The organism is Burkholderia sp. BCC0506 (genome assembly GCF_902833145.1).
Classification (GTDB): domain Bacteria; phylum Pseudomonadota; class Gammaproteobacteria; order Burkholderiales; family Burkholderiaceae; genus Burkholderia.
Window position 1 is genome coordinate 284,755 of sequence record NZ_CADFEN010000004.1, and the last position, 18,933, is coordinate 303,687.

Below are 18,933 nucleotides of genomic sequence, written 5' to 3' on the forward strand. Positions count from 1 at the left end.
GTCACTTCGCATCGTTGTAGACGGTGGCGCGCGACACGCCGAGATGCTGCGCCACGATCTCCATCGCGCGGCGCACCTCGAGGAAGCCGTCGGCCTTCAACGTCTGCATCAGCTCGCGGCGCTGGTCCGTTTTCAGCTCGCGCGGCGTCGTCGCGAGGCGCGTCGCGAAAGCGTCGATGCGCTGCCGGATCGCGTCCGCGCCGGCCGGGTCGAGCGTTTCGACGACGGCCTCGCCGTCCGTGCGGCAGAACTGGTTCAGCATGCCCTGGAAGCCGCGGAACAGCGTGACGTCGGCATTCAGGCACAGCGCGGCCACGTAGCGCCCGGTCGAATCCTTGATGCCGATCGACGTGCTTTTCGCGGTGCGGCCGTCGGCGAAGCGGTTCGGGTAGTTCGCGAGCACCTGCGGGAAATCGTCGTCGGCGATGCGGGCGAGGCCGAGTTCGGTCGCGGGATCGCCGACCGCGCGTCCGGACAGGTTGTTGTGGATGGCGAGGATCGCGTGCTCCGGCGTGCGCAGATCGTGTACGACGACCTCGGTGAACGGCGCGAACATCTCGCCGAGCCCTTCGGCGATGCGCCGCACCTGCTCGATCAGCGAGGCCTGCTCCGACAGCAGCGGTTTGCGGTTCGTGCTCATGCGTTGTCCTGGAGGGCCGGGGCGTCCGTCGTTTCGGGCCGCGTGATGTCGGCCAGCAGCGGGCGGGCGATCCGGACGTAGTCGGCCGCGTCGAGCACGACCGAGCGGTCGAGGCGGCCCGCGTTGAATGCGATCTCGGCGTTGCGCTCGACCAGCGCGGGATCGACGACGAGCGTCACGTTCGCATCGAATACGAACGGCGGCACGGCGCCCATCACGCAGCGCGTGACGGCAGCCGCGACCTCGGGCGATGCGAGCGTCGCCTTGCGCCGGCCGACTGCATCGGCGACCTTGCGGAAGTCGATCTTCAGGTGGCCGGGAATCACCGCGAGCGCGGCGGCATCGCCGCCGTCCCTGAACGTGCAGAGCATCGCCTTCGCGCCCTGTTCGGGGCGTGTGCCGCGCAACGCGGCGATCGCGTCGGATTTGCCTTCCGCCGGATGCTCGAGCACGCGAAAACGCGCGCCGGACGTACTCAGCAGTTCGCAAAGCGTGTCGAAAACGGGAGAGTCGTTCATGTCGCTCCGGGCAATCGGGCCGACGCGTCGATGCGCGCGGATCAAAGAATTGTCCAAGTATAGACGTTTTGTCGTGATGGTGGCAAAGGCGCGGACGGCGTTGCGTCGCCTCGTCGAAGCGAGCCGATTCTTCAGCAGCCGAAAGGGCATTCCATATTGCGGGATGCGCGCAGGATTCCTGCCGCCGCGTTTTACCGCGGCTTGAAACCGTGTTTTGCATCGCAAAAACGCCGGCCTATCTCATTGAAAAATAAGAGAAATTTATATCTTATGTCTTATATAAGACTTGGCCGAAATTTCGTGAAGCGCGATTACTATTGAGTCCATGCAGTTCGCTTCGTCGCACGCGGCGGACACGCTGAACCCTTTACTCAAATGCGCTTCGTTCCCAGGAGATAGACATGTCCCAATATCAAGACGACATCAAGGCAGTGGCGGGTCTGAAGGAAAACCACGGCAGCGCGTGGAATGCCATCAACCCCGAATATGCGGCGCGCATGCGTGCCCAGAACAAGTTCAAGACCGGCCTGGACATCGCGAAGTACACCGCGAAGATCATGCGCGCCGACATGGCCGCGTACGATGCCGATCCGACCAAGTACACGCAGTCGCTGGGCTGCTGGCACGGCTTCATCGGCCAGCAGAAGATGATCTCCATCAAGAAGCACTTCAACAGCACCGAGCGCCGCTACCTGTACCTGTCGGGCTGGATGGTCGCCGCGCTGCGCTCGGAGTTCGGCCCGCTGCCGGACCAGTCGATGCACGAAAAGACCTCGGTCAGCGCGCTGATCCGCGAGCTGTACACGTTCCTGCGCCAGGCCGACGCCCGTGAGCTCGGCGGCCTGTTCCGCGAGCTGGATGGCGCGAAGGACGCGGCTGCCAAGGCCGCGATCCAGGAAAAGATCGACAACCACGTCACGCACGTCGTGCCGATCATCGCCGACATCGACGCCGGCTTCGGCAACGCGGAAGCGACCTACCTGCTGGCCAAGCAGTTCATCGAAGCGGGCGCGTGCTGCATCCAGATCGAGAACCAGGTGTCGGACGAAAAGCAGTGCGGCCACCAGGACGGCAAGGTCACGGTGCCGCACGAGGACTTCCTCGCGAAGATCCGCGCGATCCGTTACGCGTTCCTGGAACTGGGCGTGGACGACGGCATCATCGTCGCGCGTACCGATTCGCTGGGCGCCGGCCTGACCAAGCAGATCGCCGTGACGAACCGGCCGGGCGACCTGGGCGATCAATACAACTCGTTCCTCGATTGCGAAGAACTGTCGGCCGACCAGCTGGGCAACGGCGACGTCGTCATCAAGCGCGACGGCAAGCTGCTGCGCCCGAAGCGCCTGCCGAGCAACCTGTTCCAGTTCCGCGCCGGCACGGGCGAAGCACGTTGCGTGCTCGACTGCATCACGTCGCTGCAGAACGGCGCCGACCTGCTGTGGATCGAAACCGAAAAGCCGCACATCGCGCAGATCGGCGGCATGGTCAGCGAGATCCGCAAGGTGATCCCGAACGCGAAGCTGGTGTACAACAACAGCCCGTCGTTCAACTGGACGCTGAACTTCCGCCAGCAGGCCTACGACGCGATGAAGGCCGAAGGCAAGGACGTGTCGGCTTACGACCGCGCCCAACTGATGAGCGTGGAGTACGACGACACCGAACTGGCGAAACTGGCCGACGAGAAGATCCGTACGTTCCAGGCCGATGCATCGCGTGAAGCAGGCATCTTCCATCACCTGATCACGCTGCCGACGTACCACACGGCCGCGCTGTCGACCGACAACCTGGCCAAGGAATACTTCGGCGAGCAGGGTATGCTGGGCTACGTGGCCGGCGTGCAGCGCAAGGAAATCCGTCAGGGCATCGCGTGCGTGAAGCACCAGAACATGTCGGGTTCGGACATCGGCGACGACCACAAGGAATACTTCAGCGGTGAAGCGGCGCTGAAGGCAGCGGGCAAGGACAACACGATGAACCAGTTCTCGTAATCGTCATATCCGCAGCGGAAAGCCAACCCGTCACGGGTTGGCTTTTTTATTCGACGCGCGCAGCGTGCCGCTCGCGCGGCGACGTTCCGCATGTCGGTCGTCGGCAGGATGGCCGCGGGCGCGTATTACTCCGGATTGCCGGATACCTCGTTTTGAGCGGGGGCGTGCATCGGGCAGTCGAACAGGATGTTTGTGTACGCAACCTAATTCAGGGTATGCCTGAGTAGCGAAAACGCGAATTCGCACGACGCGTGTTCGCATCGTCGGCACGCATGCGCGGCAGGTCGAAATTGCCGTTCGTGCGGAACCCTTGCGGGGCGGCGGTCACGGCCGTTTCGTCCCCAAAGCGCGCGCGAGCGCGCCGTAAAAAACACCTTGCTGCAACCCGCATGCCGGCGCGCCGTCACAATTGTTTCTTGTTGCAACGCAACGCCCGCCCGATAACGGCGATGGTATGCTGGCCGGCATGGAGTTGTACGGCAGGTTGCTTGCATGGCGAAACGCGCGTTCGCACTTTCCAACGAGACTTCACCTTCTCTCGCACGCATCGCGGCTTCGACGCGCGCTCCGCTCGCGCCTCCCGTGCTGCGCGCTGCCGCTTCCTGCGCTCCGCACGCATTCCCCATCTCGCGGGCTCGCCCCGCATCCCCATTCCCGCCCAATAATCTGGAGACATCCCCATGTCGCAAAACACTTTGGCCGAAGCAACGCACGGCCCGCTGATCGCTCCGCCGGCTTTCGTCAAACATCGCAAGCTGATCGACTGGGTATCGCGCATCGCGGCGCTCACGGAGCCCGAACGCATCGTGTGGTGTGACGGTTCGCAGGAGGAATACGACGCGCTGTGCCAGGCGATGGTCGATCAGGGCACGCTCAAGCGCCTGAACCCGGCGAAGCGTCCGAACTCGTATCTCGCGCAATCCGATCCGTCGGACGTCGCGCGCGTCGAGGATCGCACGTTCATCTGCGCGGCCTCGCGCGACGACGTCGGCCCGACCAACAACTGGATCGATCCCGCCGAAATGCGCGAGACGCTCAACGGTCTGTTCCGCGGCGCGATGCGCGGCCGCACGCTCTACGTCGTACCGTTCTCGATGGGCCCGCTCGGCTCGCCGATCGCGCACGTCGGCGTCGAATTGTCCGACAGCCCGTACGTCGCGGTGAACATGCGGATCATGACGCGCATGGGGCGCGACGTGTACGACGTGCTCGGCGAGGACGGCGATTTCGTACCGTGCGTGCACAGCGTCGGGCATCCGCTCGAAGCCGGCCAGCAGGACGTGCCGTGGCCGTGCAATCCGGTCAAGTACATCGTGCACTTCCCCGAAACGCGCGAGATCTGGAGCTTCGGTTCGGGCTACGGCGGCAACGCGCTGCTCGGCAAGAAGTGTTTCGCACTGCGCATCGCGTCGACGATGGGCCGCGATCAGGGCTGGCTCGCGGAACACATGCTGATCCTCGGCGTGACGTCGCCGGCCGGCAAGAAGTATCACGTCGCCGCTGCGTTCCCGTCCGCGTGCGGCAAGACCAACTTCGCGATGCTGATTCCGCCGCAGGGCTTCGACGGCTGGAAGGTCACGACGATCGGCGACGACATCGCGTGGCTGAAGCCGGGCCGCGACGGCCGCCTGTATGCGATCAACCCGGAAGCCGGTTTCTTCGGCGTGGCGCCGGGCACGGGCGTGAAGACCAACCCGAACGCGATCTCCACGCTGACGGAAAACGTGATCTTCACGAACGTCGCGCTGACGGAAGACGGCGACGTGTGGTGGGAAGGGCTGACCGACACGCCGCCCGCGAAGCTGACCGACTGGCAGGGCAAGCCGTGGACGCCTGAAACGGCGAAGGAAACCGGCCGCAAGGCCGCGCATCCGAACTCGCGCTTCACCGCGCCGGCCGCGCAGTGCCCGTCGATCGACGACGATTGGGAAAACCCGGCCGGCGTGCCGATCGACGCGTTCATCTTCGGCGGCCGCCGCTCGACGACGGTGCCGCTCGTCACCGAGGCGCGCGACTGGGTCGAAGGCGTGTACATGGCCGCGACGATGGGTTCCGAGACGACGGCGGCAGCCGTCGGCCAGCAGGGCGTCGTGCGCCGCGATCCGTTCGCGATGCTGCCGTTCTGCGGCTACAACGTCAGCGATTATTTCGCGCACTGGCTCAAACTCGGCAAGCAGCTCGAAGCCGCCGGCGCGAAGCTGCCGAAGATCTATTGCGTGAACTGGTTCCGCAAGGATGCGAACGGCAAGTTCGTGTGGCCGGGCTTCGGCGAGAACATGCGCGTGCTGAAGTGGATGCTCGATCGTCTCGAAGGCAGCGGCGGTGGCGGCGAACATGCGTTCGGCGTGTCGCCTGCGTATGAAGACCTGCACTGGGACGGCCTCGATTTCACGCGCGATCAGTTCGATGCGGTGACGTCGATGAACCCCGACGAATGGCGCGAAGAGCTGAAGCTGCACGCGGCGCTGTTCGATACGTTGAAGCTGCGGCTGCCGGCCGAATTGACCGACACGATGAAGAAGATCGAGCAGCGTATCGGCGGCTGACGGCAGGAATTTCTGTCATCACCGGAAAGCAGTACGAGAACGCCCCGCGCCAGCGATCGCATGGCCCGGGGCGTCGTCGTTTCAGGCGCTCGCGCGGTCGTCAGCCGAGCTCGAGCGCGTTCGTCAGGTCGCCGGGCGGCGTCTCACCGCGCGCGGCGAACGCGTTGTTGCGCAGGACGATGCCGTCGAGCGGCGCGAGCCCGTGCACGCGGCTGATGAAGCGCAGAATCGAGTTCGTGTCGTACAGCGTGTGATCGACGAAGCCCTTTTTCGCGAACGGCGAGATCACGAGCGCCGGAATTCGCGAGCCGGGGCCCCAGCGATCGCCGACCGGCGGCGCGACGTGATCCCACCATCCGCCGTTCTCGTCGTGCGTCATCACGATCACGGTGTTTTCCCATTGCGGCCCGCGCCGGATATGGTCGATCACGGTCGCGATGTGACGGTCGCCGGATGCGATGTCCGCATAGCCCGCGTGCATGTTCAGGTTGCCCTGCGGCTTGTAGAACGTGACGGCCGGCAGGCGGCCCGCGTCGATGTCGGCGATGAAGCGGTTGGTCGACGGCTCGTCGCCGAGCCCCGCGTCGCGCAGGTGCTTGCGGCGCGCCTCGGTGCCCGGCGCGTAGTTCGCGAAGTAGTTGAACGGCTGGTGGTGGTACTGGAAGTCGGGCACGGTGCCCGTGTCGCGATGCTCGAGCGCGTACTGCCATGCGCCGCTGTACCACGCCCAGTCGATGTTCTTTTCCGACAGGCGGTCGCCGATCGTCGCGTAGCCCTGCGGCGGCATCACGCGATGGTCGGCCGGATCCGCATACGCGGCGTTGCCCGGATCGGGCGGCGGCACGTAGCTCGGCTGGTACGGCGGCGCCATCGTGTTCACGCCGTAGCCGTCCGGCGTCAGCGGGCCGTCGGCCGCGAATTTCGGCGGACCGTCGAGCGCGGACGCGGGCGAATCGTCCGCGAGCTTCAGGCGCGTGCCGGCCGGATCGTCGCCTTCGACCTTCGACAGGAGCTTCGCCGCATGCGGATGCTTGTGCGCGTCCGGATACAGCGGCGGCTGCGCGGAGATCAGGAACATGTGGTTCATCCACGAACCGCCGAAGGCGGCCATGAAGAAGTTGTCGCACAGCGTGTATTGCCGGGCGAGATTCCACAGTCGCAGCGTGTCGGCCGAATTGCGGTAATGGCCCATCACGAGGCCGCCCGAATCGGCCCACGCGGCGAACTGGTTGTTGCGGCCGCCCGCGATCTGCATCTGGTTCTGGTAGAAGCGATGCCACAGGTCGCGCGTGATCACGCCGTTCGGCAGCGGCTGGCCCTGCGCGTCGGTGATCCGGAACGGTGCGTTCGGCAGCTTGTCGATGTCGCGCTCGGCGATCGCGTAGCGCTTGCCGTTCACTTCCTGCGCCTGCGGCACGAGCCCGCCCCAGATCTTCGGCAGCACCGGCAGCGGCGTCTTGCCGTCGCGATCGAGCTGCTGCGCATGTTCGGGCCGCACTTCGCTCAGCGGGTAACGCACGCCCGGGAAATCGCCGTACAGGTTCGCGAAGCTGCGGTTTTCCGCATAGATCACGACGATGTGGCGTACGCGCTGGCGCAACGCTTCGTCGATGCGCTGGTCGGCGGCCGAACGCGATGCGCTGCCCGCGGTGGTTTCGCAGCCGGCGAGCGCGACCCCGGCGCCGAGTGCGGCGAGGCCGCCGAGCACACGGCGGCGGTCGGGGTCGGCGGGAAGGTCGTCGGGGCGATCGGGGGTGTCGTTCACGTCGTGGGCTCCTCGGATGGGCGGGTGGGCGTCGTCGTTCGATGCGCGCCGGCGCCGCGCGGGCTGCCGCGACACAGGGCGGGATGCAACGGCCGGCATCGTGCGCGGCGGCGCGATCCGACTGTCACAAAAATGTCATGAGCGCGACTATAACGCGGCAAGGGGGCGGATGAAAGCCGTTCGTCGGACGATTCGACGCTCGCGCGGCGAGCGATGCGCGGCGCGCGTGCGCGAACTAGACTTGAATCAGGGATACGGCCGGCCCGATGCCATGGACAGGAAATTCGACTACCCGGGATTGCTGATCGCGGCGGGCTTCTTCGTGCTGTTCGCCGCGCAGTTGCTGATGCTGCACCCGACGTCGGCACCGATCGCGTACAGCGATTTCCACCGGCTCGTCGCGGCGCGGCTCGTCGACGATCTGGAAGTTGGCCCCGCGTCGATCTCGGGCACGCTCAAGATGCCGCAGGCCGGCACGATGCTGCCGGCTTCCGACGCCGCGGTTGTGCGGCAGGCCGGCGCGCCGTGGCGCTTCACGACGACCCGCGTGACCGATGAACACCTGATCGACATGCTGACCGCCGCGGGCATCCGCTATCACGGCACGCCCGACACCGGCTGGATCGCGTCGCTCGCGTCGTGGCTGCTACCGCTCATGCTGCTCGTGTTCATGTGGAACATGATGGTGCGCAAGCGCGGCGGGCTGCAGGACTTCACGGGGATGGGCAAGAGCCGCGCGCGCGTGTACGTGCAGCAGGAAACCGGCATCACGTTCGACGACATCGCCGGCATCGACGAAGCGAAGGCCGAACTGCAGCAGCTCGTCGCGTTCCTGCGCAACCCCGATCGCTACCAGCGGCTCGGCGGCAAGATTCCGAAGGGCGTGCTCGTCGTCGGCGCGCCGGGTACCGGCAAGACGCTGCTCGCACGCGCGGTGGCGGGTGAAGCGGCCGTGCCGTTCTTCTCGATCAGCGGCTCGGCGTTCGTCGAGATGTTCGTCGGCGTGGGCGCCGCGCGCGTGCGCGACCTGTTCGAGCAGGCGCAGCAGAAGGCGCCGTGCATCGTGTTCGTCGACGAGCTCGATGCGCTCGGCAAGGTGCGCGGCGTCGGCCCGATGTCGGGCAACGACGAGCGCGAACAGACGCTCAACCAGTTGCTGGTCGAGATGGACGGCTTCCAGGCCGGCTCGGGCGTGATCATCATGGCCGCGACGAACCGGCCCGAGATCCTCGATCCCGCGCTGCTGCGGCCGGGCCGCTTCGATCGTCACATCGCGATCGACCGGCCCGACGTGAATGGCCGCCGCCAGATCCTCGGCGTGCACGTGAAGCGCGTGAAGCTCGCGGCCGACGTCGATCTCGGCGAGCTTGCGTCGCGCACGCCGGGCTTCGTCGGCGCCGATCTCGCGAACGTCGTGAACGAGGCCGCGCTGCACGCGGCGGAACTCGGCAAGCCGGCGGTCGGCATGGCCGACTTCGACGAGGCGATCGACCGCGCGCTGACGGGCCTCGAACGCAAGAGCCGCGTGATGAACGAGCAGGAGAAGCTGACCATCGCGTACCACGAGGCCGGCCATGCGCTCGTCGCGGAAAGCCGCGCGCATTGCGACCCGGTGAAGAAGGTGTCGATCATCCCGCGCGGGGTGGCGGCACTGGGCTACACGCAGCAAGTGCCGACCGAGGATCGCTACGTGCTGCGCCGCAGCGAACTGCTCGACCGGATCGACGCGCTGCTCGGCGGACGCGTGGCGGAAGAACTCGTGTTCGGCGATGTGTCGACCGGCGCGCAGAACGACCTCGAACGTACGACCGCGATGGCGCGCCACATGGTCATGCAGTACGGGATGAGCGAGAAGATCGGGCTCGCGACGTTCGACGACGGCGATGCGCGCCAGGGCATGCCCGGCGCATGGCACGCGGGCGACGGCCGCTGCAGCGAGCACACCGCCCGGATGATCGACGACGAGGTGCGCACGCTGCTGGCCGATGCGCATGCGCGGGTCGCGGCGACGCTCGGCGAACGCCGCGACGCGCTCGAACGCATCGCGCGACGGCTGCTGCAATGCGAGGTGCTCGAACGCGACGCGCTGCAGGCGCTGATCGACGGGCGCGGCGAACCGTCGTCGGCCGCGTCGATCGCGCCTGGCGACGATGCCGGTGCGCGCGGCGGCGCGGTCGAGACGGAGCAGGCCTCGGCGGTCGAGCGCGATTTCGTCGCGTACGGACGGCCGCACGAACCCGACCGCTGAAGCCGCCGCGCATATCGACGTCGACATGGTGCAAACCGAAGCGGGCAGGGTGCGCGTGGGCGAGATGGCCGTGCGCTTGTCGATCGGCCGGACGTGGGCCGACCTCGCGGCCGCGATCCGCGCGCTCGACGGGTTCGATGCGTATTGCGTGGTGAGCGAGAGCATGCGCGCGGGCATCCCGATTTCGGTCGACGTGTGCGATGCGAGCGGCGTCGCGCTCGAATGCACTGCGACGGGGGCGTGAGCGCGGGCCGGCGCGTCAGGATTCGGTCGCGGCCGCGACTTCGGCCGCTTCGGTGAGCGCCTGGAGAAAGCGCGTGCGCCACCAGTGCACGTCGGTCTTGCGCAGGATCGCCATCAGCGCCGCGTGGCGCTGGCGGCGCTCTTCGAGCGGCATCGTGAGCGCGCGCTGGATCGCCTGCGCGGTGCCTTGCGTATCGTACGGATTGACGAGCAGCGCCGACTTCAATTGCTCGGCCGCACCCGCGAAACGCGACAGCACGAGCACGCCCGGGTCGGCCGCGTCCTGCGCGGCGAGGAACTCTTTCGCGACGAGATTCATCCCGTCGCGCAGCGGCGTGACGAGTGCGACCCGGCTTGCACGATAGAGGCCCGGCAGGCGCTTGCGCGCGACGGTGCGGTGAATGTAGCGCATCGGCATCCATTCGAGCTCGCCGTAGTCGCCGTTGATCGCGCCGCACAGGCTGTCCATCTCGCGCCGCAGGTCGTCGTACGCGCCGAGATCCTCGCGGCTCGGCGCGGCGATCTGGATCAGCGTCGCGCGGTCGCGGTTCTCCGGATACTGTTCGAGCAACTCGCGGAACGCATGCACGCGCTGCGGCAGCCCTTTCGTGTAATCGAGCCGGTCGACGCCGACCAGCAACTGGCGGCGCGAATATTCGTCGCGCATCCGCTCGAACATGTCGAGGCCATCGCGATCGCGCGCGAGCGATTCGAACTCGTCGACGTTGATGCCGATCGGAAACGCGCCGGCCGACAGCGTGCGCCCGAACGCGCGCAGCCGCCCGTCCGGCAGCCGCGCCGCGCCGGCCTCGGCCTCGACGTAATGCTCGAAGTGGAGCAGATCCGATTCCGTCTGGAAGCCGACGAGGTCGTACGCGAACAGCGAGCGCATCAGCCATTCGTGCTCCGGGATCGCGGCCATGATCGGCGGCGGCGGCATCGGGATGTGCAGGAAGAAGCCGATCGGATTCGTGCAACCCATCGCGCGCAGCTCGGCGGCGAGCGGAATCAGCTGATAGTCGTGCACCCAGATGATGTCGTCGGGCCGCAGCAGCGTGCGCAGCTTGCGCGCGAACAACTGGTTCACGCGCCGGTAGCCGTCGGCGAAGCGCCGGTCGAACTGCGCGAGGTCGAGCCGGTAGTGAAACACCGGCCACAGCACGTTGTTCGAGTAGCCGAGGTAATAAGCGTCGTAATCCTGCGGATCGAGATCGATCGTCGCGAGCTGGATGCCGCCGACATTCTGGATCTGCACGTCGTCGCCATGCGCGGCTTGATCCTCGCCGCCGCGTAGCCGGCCGCTCCACCCGAACCAGACGCCGCCGGTTTCCTGCAGGCTGTCCTTCACGGCGACGGCGAGGCCGCCGGCCGCGGCTTTACGGGGATCTGCGATGCGATTGGATACGACGACGAGTCGGCTCACCAGCTCTCCTGACGATCGTTGGGGGAAGGTTCGTGCGGCCAAGGCGCGAGAGGCAGACGCCGCCATCGGCGCGCGATGCGCGACGCTGGGGCCGCAGGGCGATCGGACGGGAGTCAGGGCAAGCGATTCGCCGTCCGGTCGAAAAGTGCTTTTTTAGGATACTCGTCATTCGCGGGTTTTAAAAGTCCGTGTCGATGGACGCGGCCGGCGAGCCTGTCGCGCGGTATCGATGGCGACGGTGCGGCAGCGTGCGCTGCCCGAGCGGGACCGAAATTTGCGCATCGCGGCGGATGCAATGCCCGCAAGGCCGTGCGGCGAGTGGGGCGGATGCCGCACATCGTGCGGCGCACGCGCGCGTGACGCAGGCCGATACGCGAAACGGTGTGCCTACCGCCGCCTTCTGCGCATCGGTCGTTACGTTACGCGCCAGCCGGTTGCCACTGACGCATATCGGCCTCCTGCGCATGCGTGCCCGACGACGCCCGATGTGCGCCCGACGGCATCCGGAACGCGGCGACGGTATCGGACAGCTCGCGGCCCTGCGCTTCGAGCGACTTCGAGGCGGCTGCCGCCTGCTCGACGAGCGCCGCGTTCTGCTGCGTCGTCTCGTCCATCTGCGTGATCGTCAGGTTCACCTGGTCGATGCCGCGGCTTTGCTCGGCCGATGCGGCCGCGATCTCGCCCATGATGTCCGTCACGCGGGCCACGGCCTGCGTGACGTCGGCCATCGTCTTGCCGGCTTCGCCCGCGAGCGCCGAGCCGTCGCGAATCGTCTGCACCGACGCGGAGATCAGCTCGTTGATTTCCTTGGCCGCCGTCGACGAGCGCTGCGCGAGATTGCGCACCTCGCTCGCGACGACCGCGAAGCCGCGTCCCTGTTCGCCCGCGCGGGCGGCCTCGACCGCCGCGTTGAGCGCGAGGATGTTGGTCTGGAACGCGATGCCTTCGATGATGCCCGTGATGTCGGCGATCTTCGACGAGCTGTGGCCGATTTCCGTCATCGTGTCGACCACGCGGCCGACCACCGCGCTGCCGCGCTGCGCGACGTCCGACGCGTTCGCGGCGAGCGTGCTCGCCTGTTGCGCGTTTTCCGCGTTCAGGCGCACCGTCGACGTGAATTGCTCCATCGTCGCCGCGGTTTCCTGCAGCGACGCGGCCTGTTCCTCGGTGCGCTGGCTCAGGTCGAGGTTGCCCGATGCGATTTCGCTCACCGCGTGCGCGATGCTGTTCGACGATTCGCGCACGCGCCCGACGATGCCGACCAGCCGTTCGTTCATCGTGCGCAGCGCGTCGAGCAGGTCGCGCGTTTCGTCGTTGCCGCGCACCTCGATACGGCTGCCGAGATCGCCGTTGGCCACCGTGCGCGCGACTGCCACGGCCGCGCCGATCGGCGCCGTGATCTTGCGCGTGAGCCACAGGCCGCCGCAGGCCGCGATCGCGACGGCGATCACGCAGATGCCGGCCAGCAGATTGCGCTCCACCGTATAGCGATCCGCGAATGCCTGCGCGATCTCGATTTCGCGTTCGTGCGTATAGGTCGCGTAGGCGTCGGTCGCACGCACCAGTTGCGCGAGCAACGGGCGGCAATTGTCCTCGATGTCGGCGATGGCGTCGTCCTTCCTGCCGGCCTGCGCGAGCCCGACGATGCGCAGCGCAACGGGCCCGTAGCGGGCCTCGATGCGCACGATGTCGGCCACCAGTTCGCGTGCGCGCCCGGAAGTGTCGTTCGCGTTCGCCATGAGCGCCTCGAGCTTCGCGAGATGGTCCTGCACGTCCTTGTGCGCGTGATTCACCTCGGCCAGCTCGGCCTCGACGTCGGACGGCCGGGTGACGAGCACGAGGTTGCGCGCGGCGATCGCGCGCCGGTCGACCGCGGTGCGGATTCGCGCGGACAGGTTCGCCCGCGCGTTGATGCCGTTCATGTAGCGCGAAAACTCGGCATTCGTATCGGACAGTGCCTTGAGGGCCATGCCCGACACGATCACGGTGACTGCTGCGAGCAGGCCGAAGCCGCCAAGGAGTTTTGTCTTGATGCGCATTCTGGCGATTTTCACGTTGTGCCCCTGTGCGTGTGGTTGGCAAATGGAATTTATCGTTCGACCAGATACGGGCTCGTGCCAGCTTTAACGGGTATTCGGGATGATTCTTTACCCTTCGAAACCCTGATATTCGCTATTTTATTGATGGGAGCCTTGTCGCACGGGCGTTCTTGATCTCGATCAAAAAGCCGGAAGCGTCGCCGATTATTCGAGGCGTTATACGGAGAATTTGAAACCGGTTTTATTGATGAAACAAAAATCGTCTTTTTAATTGTAATTGTCTGATGATTTCGTTCTGATTTTCCGGCGAATACCCGAATATCGTTTCGGAGGGACCGGGGCGGGAGCCGATAGGCGTACCTGACGTGAACGACGCGAAGGATCGACTGGCGGACGGAAAAGAGACGGCTGCTCGTTTCGCGCGGGAGAAAGGCCCGCGGCGGGCGCCGCGAGCCGTACGACGGTCAGAACGTGGTGCGCAGTCCGGCCATCACGCTGCGGCCGCCTTCCGGCGCGAAGCCGCGCACGACGGAAGTCGCGTAGCGAATCTCCTGGTTCGTCAGGTTGTCGCCGCGCAGGTAGGCGAGCCAGTGCGTCGGGCCGACGCGGAACTTGTAGGTCAGCATCACGCCGAGCGACGTGTAGCCGTCCGTCGAGAAGTCGTTGTCCGGCACGCGATGCTGCGACCACGCATGCGTGACCTGCGCACGCGCGCCGAACGGGCCGTAACCGTAGTCGGCCGCGAGCGTCGCGCGCAGCGGCGCGATGCGCGGCAGCGGCTGGCCCGTGTCGACATTGCGCGCATGCGTGTAGTCGGCCGTCAGTTCGAGATCGACCGTGTGGCCGCGCCGCGAGAATGCCCGCCACTTGCCGTCCAGTTCGATGCCGTAGAACTCGGCGCGCACGCCGCGATAGATCGCCTCGTTGAGCGAGCCGTCGGTGCCGGGCGCGACCGGTTCGCCGTCGTCGTCCACGACGCGGCCCGTGTTGTACTCGGTCAGGTAGTTCGAGAAGCGGTTGTAGAACACGCCGACGCTGCCGCGGTTCGGCCCGCTCGCATAGCGCAGCGACAGGTCGGTCGACACGGCCTTTTCCTTCGACGCGTTCGGGTTGCCGATCAGGAACTGGCCGGTCGCGTCGTGCGGGCCGTTCGAATACAGCTCGTAGAAGGTCGGCGCGCGTTCGGTGTAGGCCACGTTCGCTGCGACCGACCATACCGGCGTCAGCGAGAACAGCGCGCCGGCCGACAGGCTGCCCGCGTTGAAGTCGCGCGGCTGCGCGCCCGCGAATTTCTCGACACCGGCCGGATCGGGATCGACCTTCACGTGCTCGAAGCGGCCGCCGAGGCTCAGCTTCAGCGCCGGGACGACCTGCCATTCCTCGAGGCCGAACAGCGCGACGCTGCTGGTGCGCGTGGACGGCACGAGCATTTCGTCGCCGAGCGCCGAGAATGTGTTCTGACCGAACTGCACGCCGATCGCGCCTTCGAACGGCCCGATCTTGCGATGACGCGCCTCGATGCGCGCCTCGTAGCCGCGATTGCGGAAGGTGGTCGCCGTCTCGCCGTTGTCGACTTCCTTGTGGCGGTAGTCGGTGTACGCGAAGTCGAATTTCAGCTGCGTGAACGGTCCGCTCAGGTTGCGTACCTCGGATGCGAGCGCGAGGCGTTCCTGTCGCATCCGCAGCCGCACGTCGCTTTCCGCGACGGAGCCATAGTTCGATTCGTAGCCGCTGTACGACAGGCCCGCGAAACCGTCCGCCCACGTGTACGACGCGCCGACCGCACCGCCGTGCACGCGGCCGTCGCTGTTCGGTACGTTGCCTTCCGGCTGCGGCGTGTCGGGGCCGTCGATCGCGCGTTGCTGGCTGCTGCGTGCGTAGCCGGGAATCCGCAGCTTGCTCGTTTCGCGGTCGAACGCGTCGACGTGGAACGCGAAGCGGCCGTTGCCGCCTTCGACCTGCGCGGCGCCCGCGCGCACGGAATTCGCGCCGCCGTAGCGTGCGTCGAGCGCGCCGGTCACGCCCTCGATCGCTTCGCGCGGAATCCGGTTGTCGATCGTGTTGACCACGCCGCCTACCGCGTTGCCGCCGTACAGCAGCGCGGCCGGGCCGCGCACGATCTCGACGCGCTCGATCGACAGCGGATCCTGCGGCACCGCATGGTCGTACGACAGCGACGACGCGTCATAGGCCGCGACGCCGTTCTGCAGCAGCCGGATCCGGTCGCCGTCCATCCCGCGGATGATCGGGCGGCCGACCATCGGCCCGTAGGTGGTGGTCGACACGCCGGGCAGCCCGTTGAGCGTTTCGCCGAGCGAATCGGCCTGGCGGCGCGTCAGCGCATCGCCGGACAACTGGACGGTCGGTGCGATCAGTTCGGCGTCGCCGAGCGGGTTCGCGGTCACGAAGATCGGTGCGAGCGTCGCGGTTGCGGCGGCAGGCGTGCCGGACGCCGCAGGCGCATCGGTCTGCGCGTGGGCGACGGCGGCGAACAGCATCAGCGACAGGGACGAGAGCGGGCGAAGCGGTAAGCGAGGGAGGTCGCGCATGGTCGGTGAATCGGTTGGAATCGGATCGGGTAACGAGCGATGCGGGTCACCGCCGGATACGATATATTGTTGCGTCGATGACGCGCAATGACCCGTTGGAACATGGCTCGGCGATGCGCGGCCACCTGGATCGAAACGGCGTCAGGCGGACGAGCACGCGACATGATATGTTATATCATGTCAATTTCCAAGCAGGATGACGGGATTCCGTCGGATCTCCGTCAGAGCGGCGAAAGCGGGGCGGGAGCGAGGCGGATGCCGAAAGGCGCGGGTCCCGGCGCGTCGGGCCAGCGAAGCGAGCAGGGAAGCCGGACATCCGAATGACGAGACTGTGATAGATTTCCGGCGCGGCCAACGTGCCGCGAACGTTCTCGGGGCGGGGTGAAATTCCCCACCGGCGGTAATCGCGCGATTGCGCGTAGCCCGCGAGCGCTTGTCGGCACGCATGTGCACGGCAAGGTCAGCAGACCCGGTTGGATTCCGGGGCCGACGGTCACAGTCCGGATGAGAGAGAGCGGGGTTCGTTGCGTACGCAAGGTACGCGGCTTGTCCCTGTGCGCCCATTCAACTCACACAGGACCCATCGATGACTCAACTTGCATCCCCCTCCCAATCCGCCGCGCCGCGTATCGCCTTTGTCCAGTCGTGCTGGCACAAGGAGATCGTCGACCAATGCCGAAACGCGTTTGTCGACGGGCTCGTCAACGCGAACCTGAGCCAGGCGGATTGCGATTTCTTCGAAGTGGCAGGCGCTTTCGAGATTCCGCTGCATGCGAAACTGCTCGCGCAAACCGGTCGATACGCGGCGATCGCGTGCGCCGGCCTGGTCGTCGACGGCGGCATCTATCGCCATGACTTCGTCGCGCAGGCGGTGATTTCCGGTCTCATGCAGGTGCAACTCGAAACCGGCGTGGTGGTGCTGTCGGCGGTGCTGACGCCGCATCATTTCCACGGGGCCGAGCACGTTGCCTTCTTCCACGAGCATTTCCTCGTGAAGGGCGCGGAGCTCGCGCATGCCTGTGTCGACACGATCGGCAAAGTGGCTGCGCTGAAGGCGGGATCCGCGGTGGCTCCGATACCGCAGGCTGCGTGACGCCTTGACGTGTGCGTGCCGCGGCGTGGCGTCGCGCCGCGGCACGTACGTCGGCTTTTCCCGCGTGTCCGCGAACGCAGCCACGCCACGGCGTTGGCGTCGCGGCGGCGGCGAGGTGCTCAGGCTCGCGTCACGGCGCGAAGAACACGTCGGTGCGGTTCGTCAGGTTGCCCGCGTTGGTCTGGACGAAGAACGGATGGAACGACGACGACGGCAGGACGTCGAGCCCCTGGTAGTCGCCGATGAAGAATCCTTCGGCGTTGGGCGCGAGCTTCATGTCGAACGGGCCGCCGACGCGCCGCTCGTCGGCGAACGTGGCGCCGCCGTCGTGCGAGATCTTGCGCCAGAAGCCGGTCGGCAGCGTGGTCGTGTTGCCGGCCTGCAGATCGCGGAAGTCGTAGTGCGTGACCATCACCGCCCCCGTGTTGTCGACGCGCACCGACGGATTGAACGCGGGGCGCCCGGTCGGCGTGTTCACCTGTTGCGGCGTGCTCCACGTCGCGCCGCCATCCTTCGACGTCGATATCGCGATCTCGTCGTACGCGCCGCCGTTGAAGCGGCTGTCCTGCCACACGACGTAGAGCTGCCCGGATGCGGGATCGATCGCCGGTTCCGGAATGATGTCGCCGGTGCGCACGGGTTCGCCGGTGTTCGGATCCGTGACGCCGACCGTCTGCAGTCCCGCGATGATCTGCGGCTGGGTCCACGTCGCGCCGTCGTCGGTCGACTTGATGAACGCGACCTTGCCGGCCGCCTTGCTGAACGGCGGCTGGATCAGGTCGAAGAAATCGTAGAGCGTGCCGCTCTTCGGATCGACGACGATCTGGTTGCCGATCGTCTGCTGGCGCGACGGCACGTCGACGATGACCTTCGCGGCGCTCCACGTCTTGCCGCCGTCGGTCGTCTTCGAGAACAGCGTCGGCCCGCGGTACGCCATCGTGTGCAGGTTCGCGTACGGGTTGCCGTTCGGCAGCTCGAGGCGGTCCCATACCGCGTACGCGGTGCCGGCCTTCACCGGGTTGGCGGTCACCGATTCCTTGTCGTTGAAGAACTGCGTCGTCGGTTCGTCGTTCGCGATCAGCACGGCCGGGCTGCTCCACGTCTGTCCGCCGTCGGTCGAGACCGACGCGGCGACCGCGTTGCCGTTGTTCGACTGGTTGAACGAGATCGATACCGAGTACGCGGTGCCGTCCGGCCCGAACGATACCCACGGATCGGACGCGCGCTCGTATTTCAGCCCGCCGGGCGCGCATGCGCTGAACGGCTGCGGCGTGCGCGCCCAGGTCGCGCCGGCGTCGAACGTGTAGCCGGCGACGAGCCCGTGGGCGCCGCCGTTCGACCAGCGGTCCTGTTGCCACACGCCGATCATGTTGTTCGGGTTCGCCGGGTTGACCGCGAGCCACGGTTCGACTTCTGCATTCACGTAGTTGGTGCCCGGGCCGCCGATGGTGCACGCGGCGAACGGGCTCGGGCCCGACACGACGACGGGGTCGGCGTGCGCGGCGGCAGCGGCGGCCAGCGCCAGCGCGGCGGACAGGCGGGTGACAAGCGGATGGGACACGATCATGCGTCGCATGGACGACTCCTCGGTGACGTGCGGATGCGATGGCGGGGCACGGCGGGACGACGCGCGCGGGGCGCGACCGATCATGCCGCGCACGTCGTGACGTGCCGTTCAGCCTGCTGCTCGAGTCATCGCCATCCGCGTGCGCTGGATGCCGCCAGCGCGTCGGTTAAGACTCCTCTTCGTTTTCATTGCTTGTCGGGTGTGTCTGCGACGTCGACCCGACGGGAAAGCCGGTCCGGTCATGCGACGAATGCGTCGAAGTGGATTGCAATGTAGGCGATCCGAATGCCGCGCGACAGGCAGTTTTTTGTAAC

12 protein-coding genes and 1 riboswitch are annotated in these 18,933 nt (G+C 66.7%); of the genes, 5 read left to right on the forward strand and 7 right to left on the reverse strand.

The window, feature by feature from the left end:
* Position 1: 1 nt before the first annotated feature.
* Positions 2-640 (reverse strand): PAS domain-containing protein, encoded by a 639-nt coding sequence (locus HWX62_RS11250; protein WP_175928526.1) that lies wholly within the window; start codon positions 638-640, stop codon positions 2-4.
* Entirely contained in the window at positions 637-1,158 is a 522-nt protein-coding gene (locus HWX62_RS11255) for a YbaK/prolyl-tRNA synthetase associated domain-containing protein (RefSeq protein ID WP_175928525.1), read from the reverse strand. The genes HWX62_RS11250 and HWX62_RS11255 overlap by 4 nt, the downstream gene beginning before the upstream one ends.
* Positions 1,159-1,559: 401 nt before the next feature.
* Between HWX62_RS11255 and HWX62_RS11260 the strand changes: the two genes are divergently transcribed.
* Together HWX62_RS11260 and HWX62_RS11265 are read left to right on the forward strand one after the other, a co-directional pair.
* Positions 1,560-3,146: an isocitrate lyase gene (locus tag HWX62_RS11260; RefSeq protein WP_175928524.1), complete on the forward strand. Its 1,587-nt coding sequence runs from the start codon at positions 1,560-1,562 to the stop codon at positions 3,144-3,146.
* 680 nt (positions 3,147-3,826) lie between these two features.
* A complete protein-coding gene (locus tag HWX62_RS11265) occupies positions 3,827-5,692 on the forward strand; it encodes a phosphoenolpyruvate carboxykinase (GTP) (protein WP_175928523.1) in 1,866 nt (621 codons plus the stop codon).
* Between the two features lie 100 nt (positions 5,693-5,792).
* On the opposite strand, the gene HWX62_RS11270 is transcribed toward HWX62_RS11265, so the two are convergent.
* Positions 5,793-7,457 (reverse strand): acid phosphatase, encoded by a 1,665-nt coding sequence (locus HWX62_RS11270; RefSeq protein ID WP_175928522.1) that lies wholly within the window; start codon positions 7,455-7,457, stop codon positions 5,793-5,795.
* Between the two features lie 271 nt (positions 7,458-7,728).
* Between HWX62_RS11270 and ftsH the strand changes: the two genes are divergently transcribed.
* Both ftsH and HWX62_RS11280 read left to right on the forward strand, forming a co-directional pair.
* Positions 7,729-9,705, forward strand: a complete 1,977-nt coding sequence (gene ftsH / locus HWX62_RS11275; RefSeq protein ID WP_175928521.1) for an ATP-dependent zinc metalloprotease FtsH — start codon at positions 7,729-7,731, stop codon at positions 9,703-9,705.
* Between the two features lie 25 nt (positions 9,706-9,730).
* A complete protein-coding gene (locus HWX62_RS11280; protein ID WP_244136026.1) occupies positions 9,731-9,949 on the forward strand; it encodes a hypothetical protein in 219 nt (72 codons plus the stop codon).
* A gap of 15 nt (positions 9,950-9,964) precedes the next feature.
* Here HWX62_RS11280 and otsA read toward each other — a convergent pair whose 3' ends face one another.
* The 3 genes from otsA to HWX62_RS11295 form a co-directional block, all read right to left on the reverse strand.
* The gene (gene otsA / locus HWX62_RS11285) at positions 9,965-11,371 is read right to left on the reverse strand and encodes an alpha,alpha-trehalose-phosphate synthase (UDP-forming) (RefSeq protein WP_175928520.1); all 1,407 of its coding nucleotides are present in this window, start codon (positions 11,369-11,371) and stop codon (positions 9,965-9,967) included.
* A 419-nt stretch (positions 11,372-11,790) separates the two neighbouring features.
* The gene (locus HWX62_RS11290; RefSeq protein WP_175928751.1) at positions 11,791-13,410 is read right to left on the reverse strand and encodes a methyl-accepting chemotaxis protein; all 1,620 of its coding nucleotides are present in this window, start codon (positions 13,408-13,410) and stop codon (positions 11,791-11,793) included.
* Positions 13,411-13,874: 464 nt separating this feature from the next.
* Positions 13,875-15,959: a TonB-dependent receptor gene (locus tag HWX62_RS11295; RefSeq protein ID WP_244136027.1), complete on the reverse strand. Its 2,085-nt coding sequence runs from the start codon at positions 15,957-15,959 to the stop codon at positions 13,875-13,877.
* Positions 15,960-16,322: 363 nt separating this feature from the next.
* Positions 16,323-16,479: riboswitch (FMN riboswitch) on the forward strand.
* Positions 16,480-16,545: 66 nt separating this feature from the next.
* On the opposite strand from HWX62_RS11295, the gene HWX62_RS11300 reads away from it, so the two are divergent.
* Complete coding sequence (locus HWX62_RS11300; protein ID WP_175928519.1) at positions 16,546-17,052, forward strand: 6,7-dimethyl-8-ribityllumazine synthase; 507 nt, start codon at positions 16,546-16,548, stop codon at positions 17,050-17,052.
* A gap of 130 nt (positions 17,053-17,182) precedes the next feature.
* Here the strand turns inward: HWX62_RS11300 and HWX62_RS11305 are convergent, their stop codons facing one another.
* Entirely contained in the window at positions 17,183-18,628 is a 1,446-nt protein-coding gene (locus HWX62_RS11305; RefSeq protein ID WP_175928518.1) for a sialidase family protein, read from the reverse strand.
* Positions 18,629-18,933: the final 305 nt, after the last annotated feature.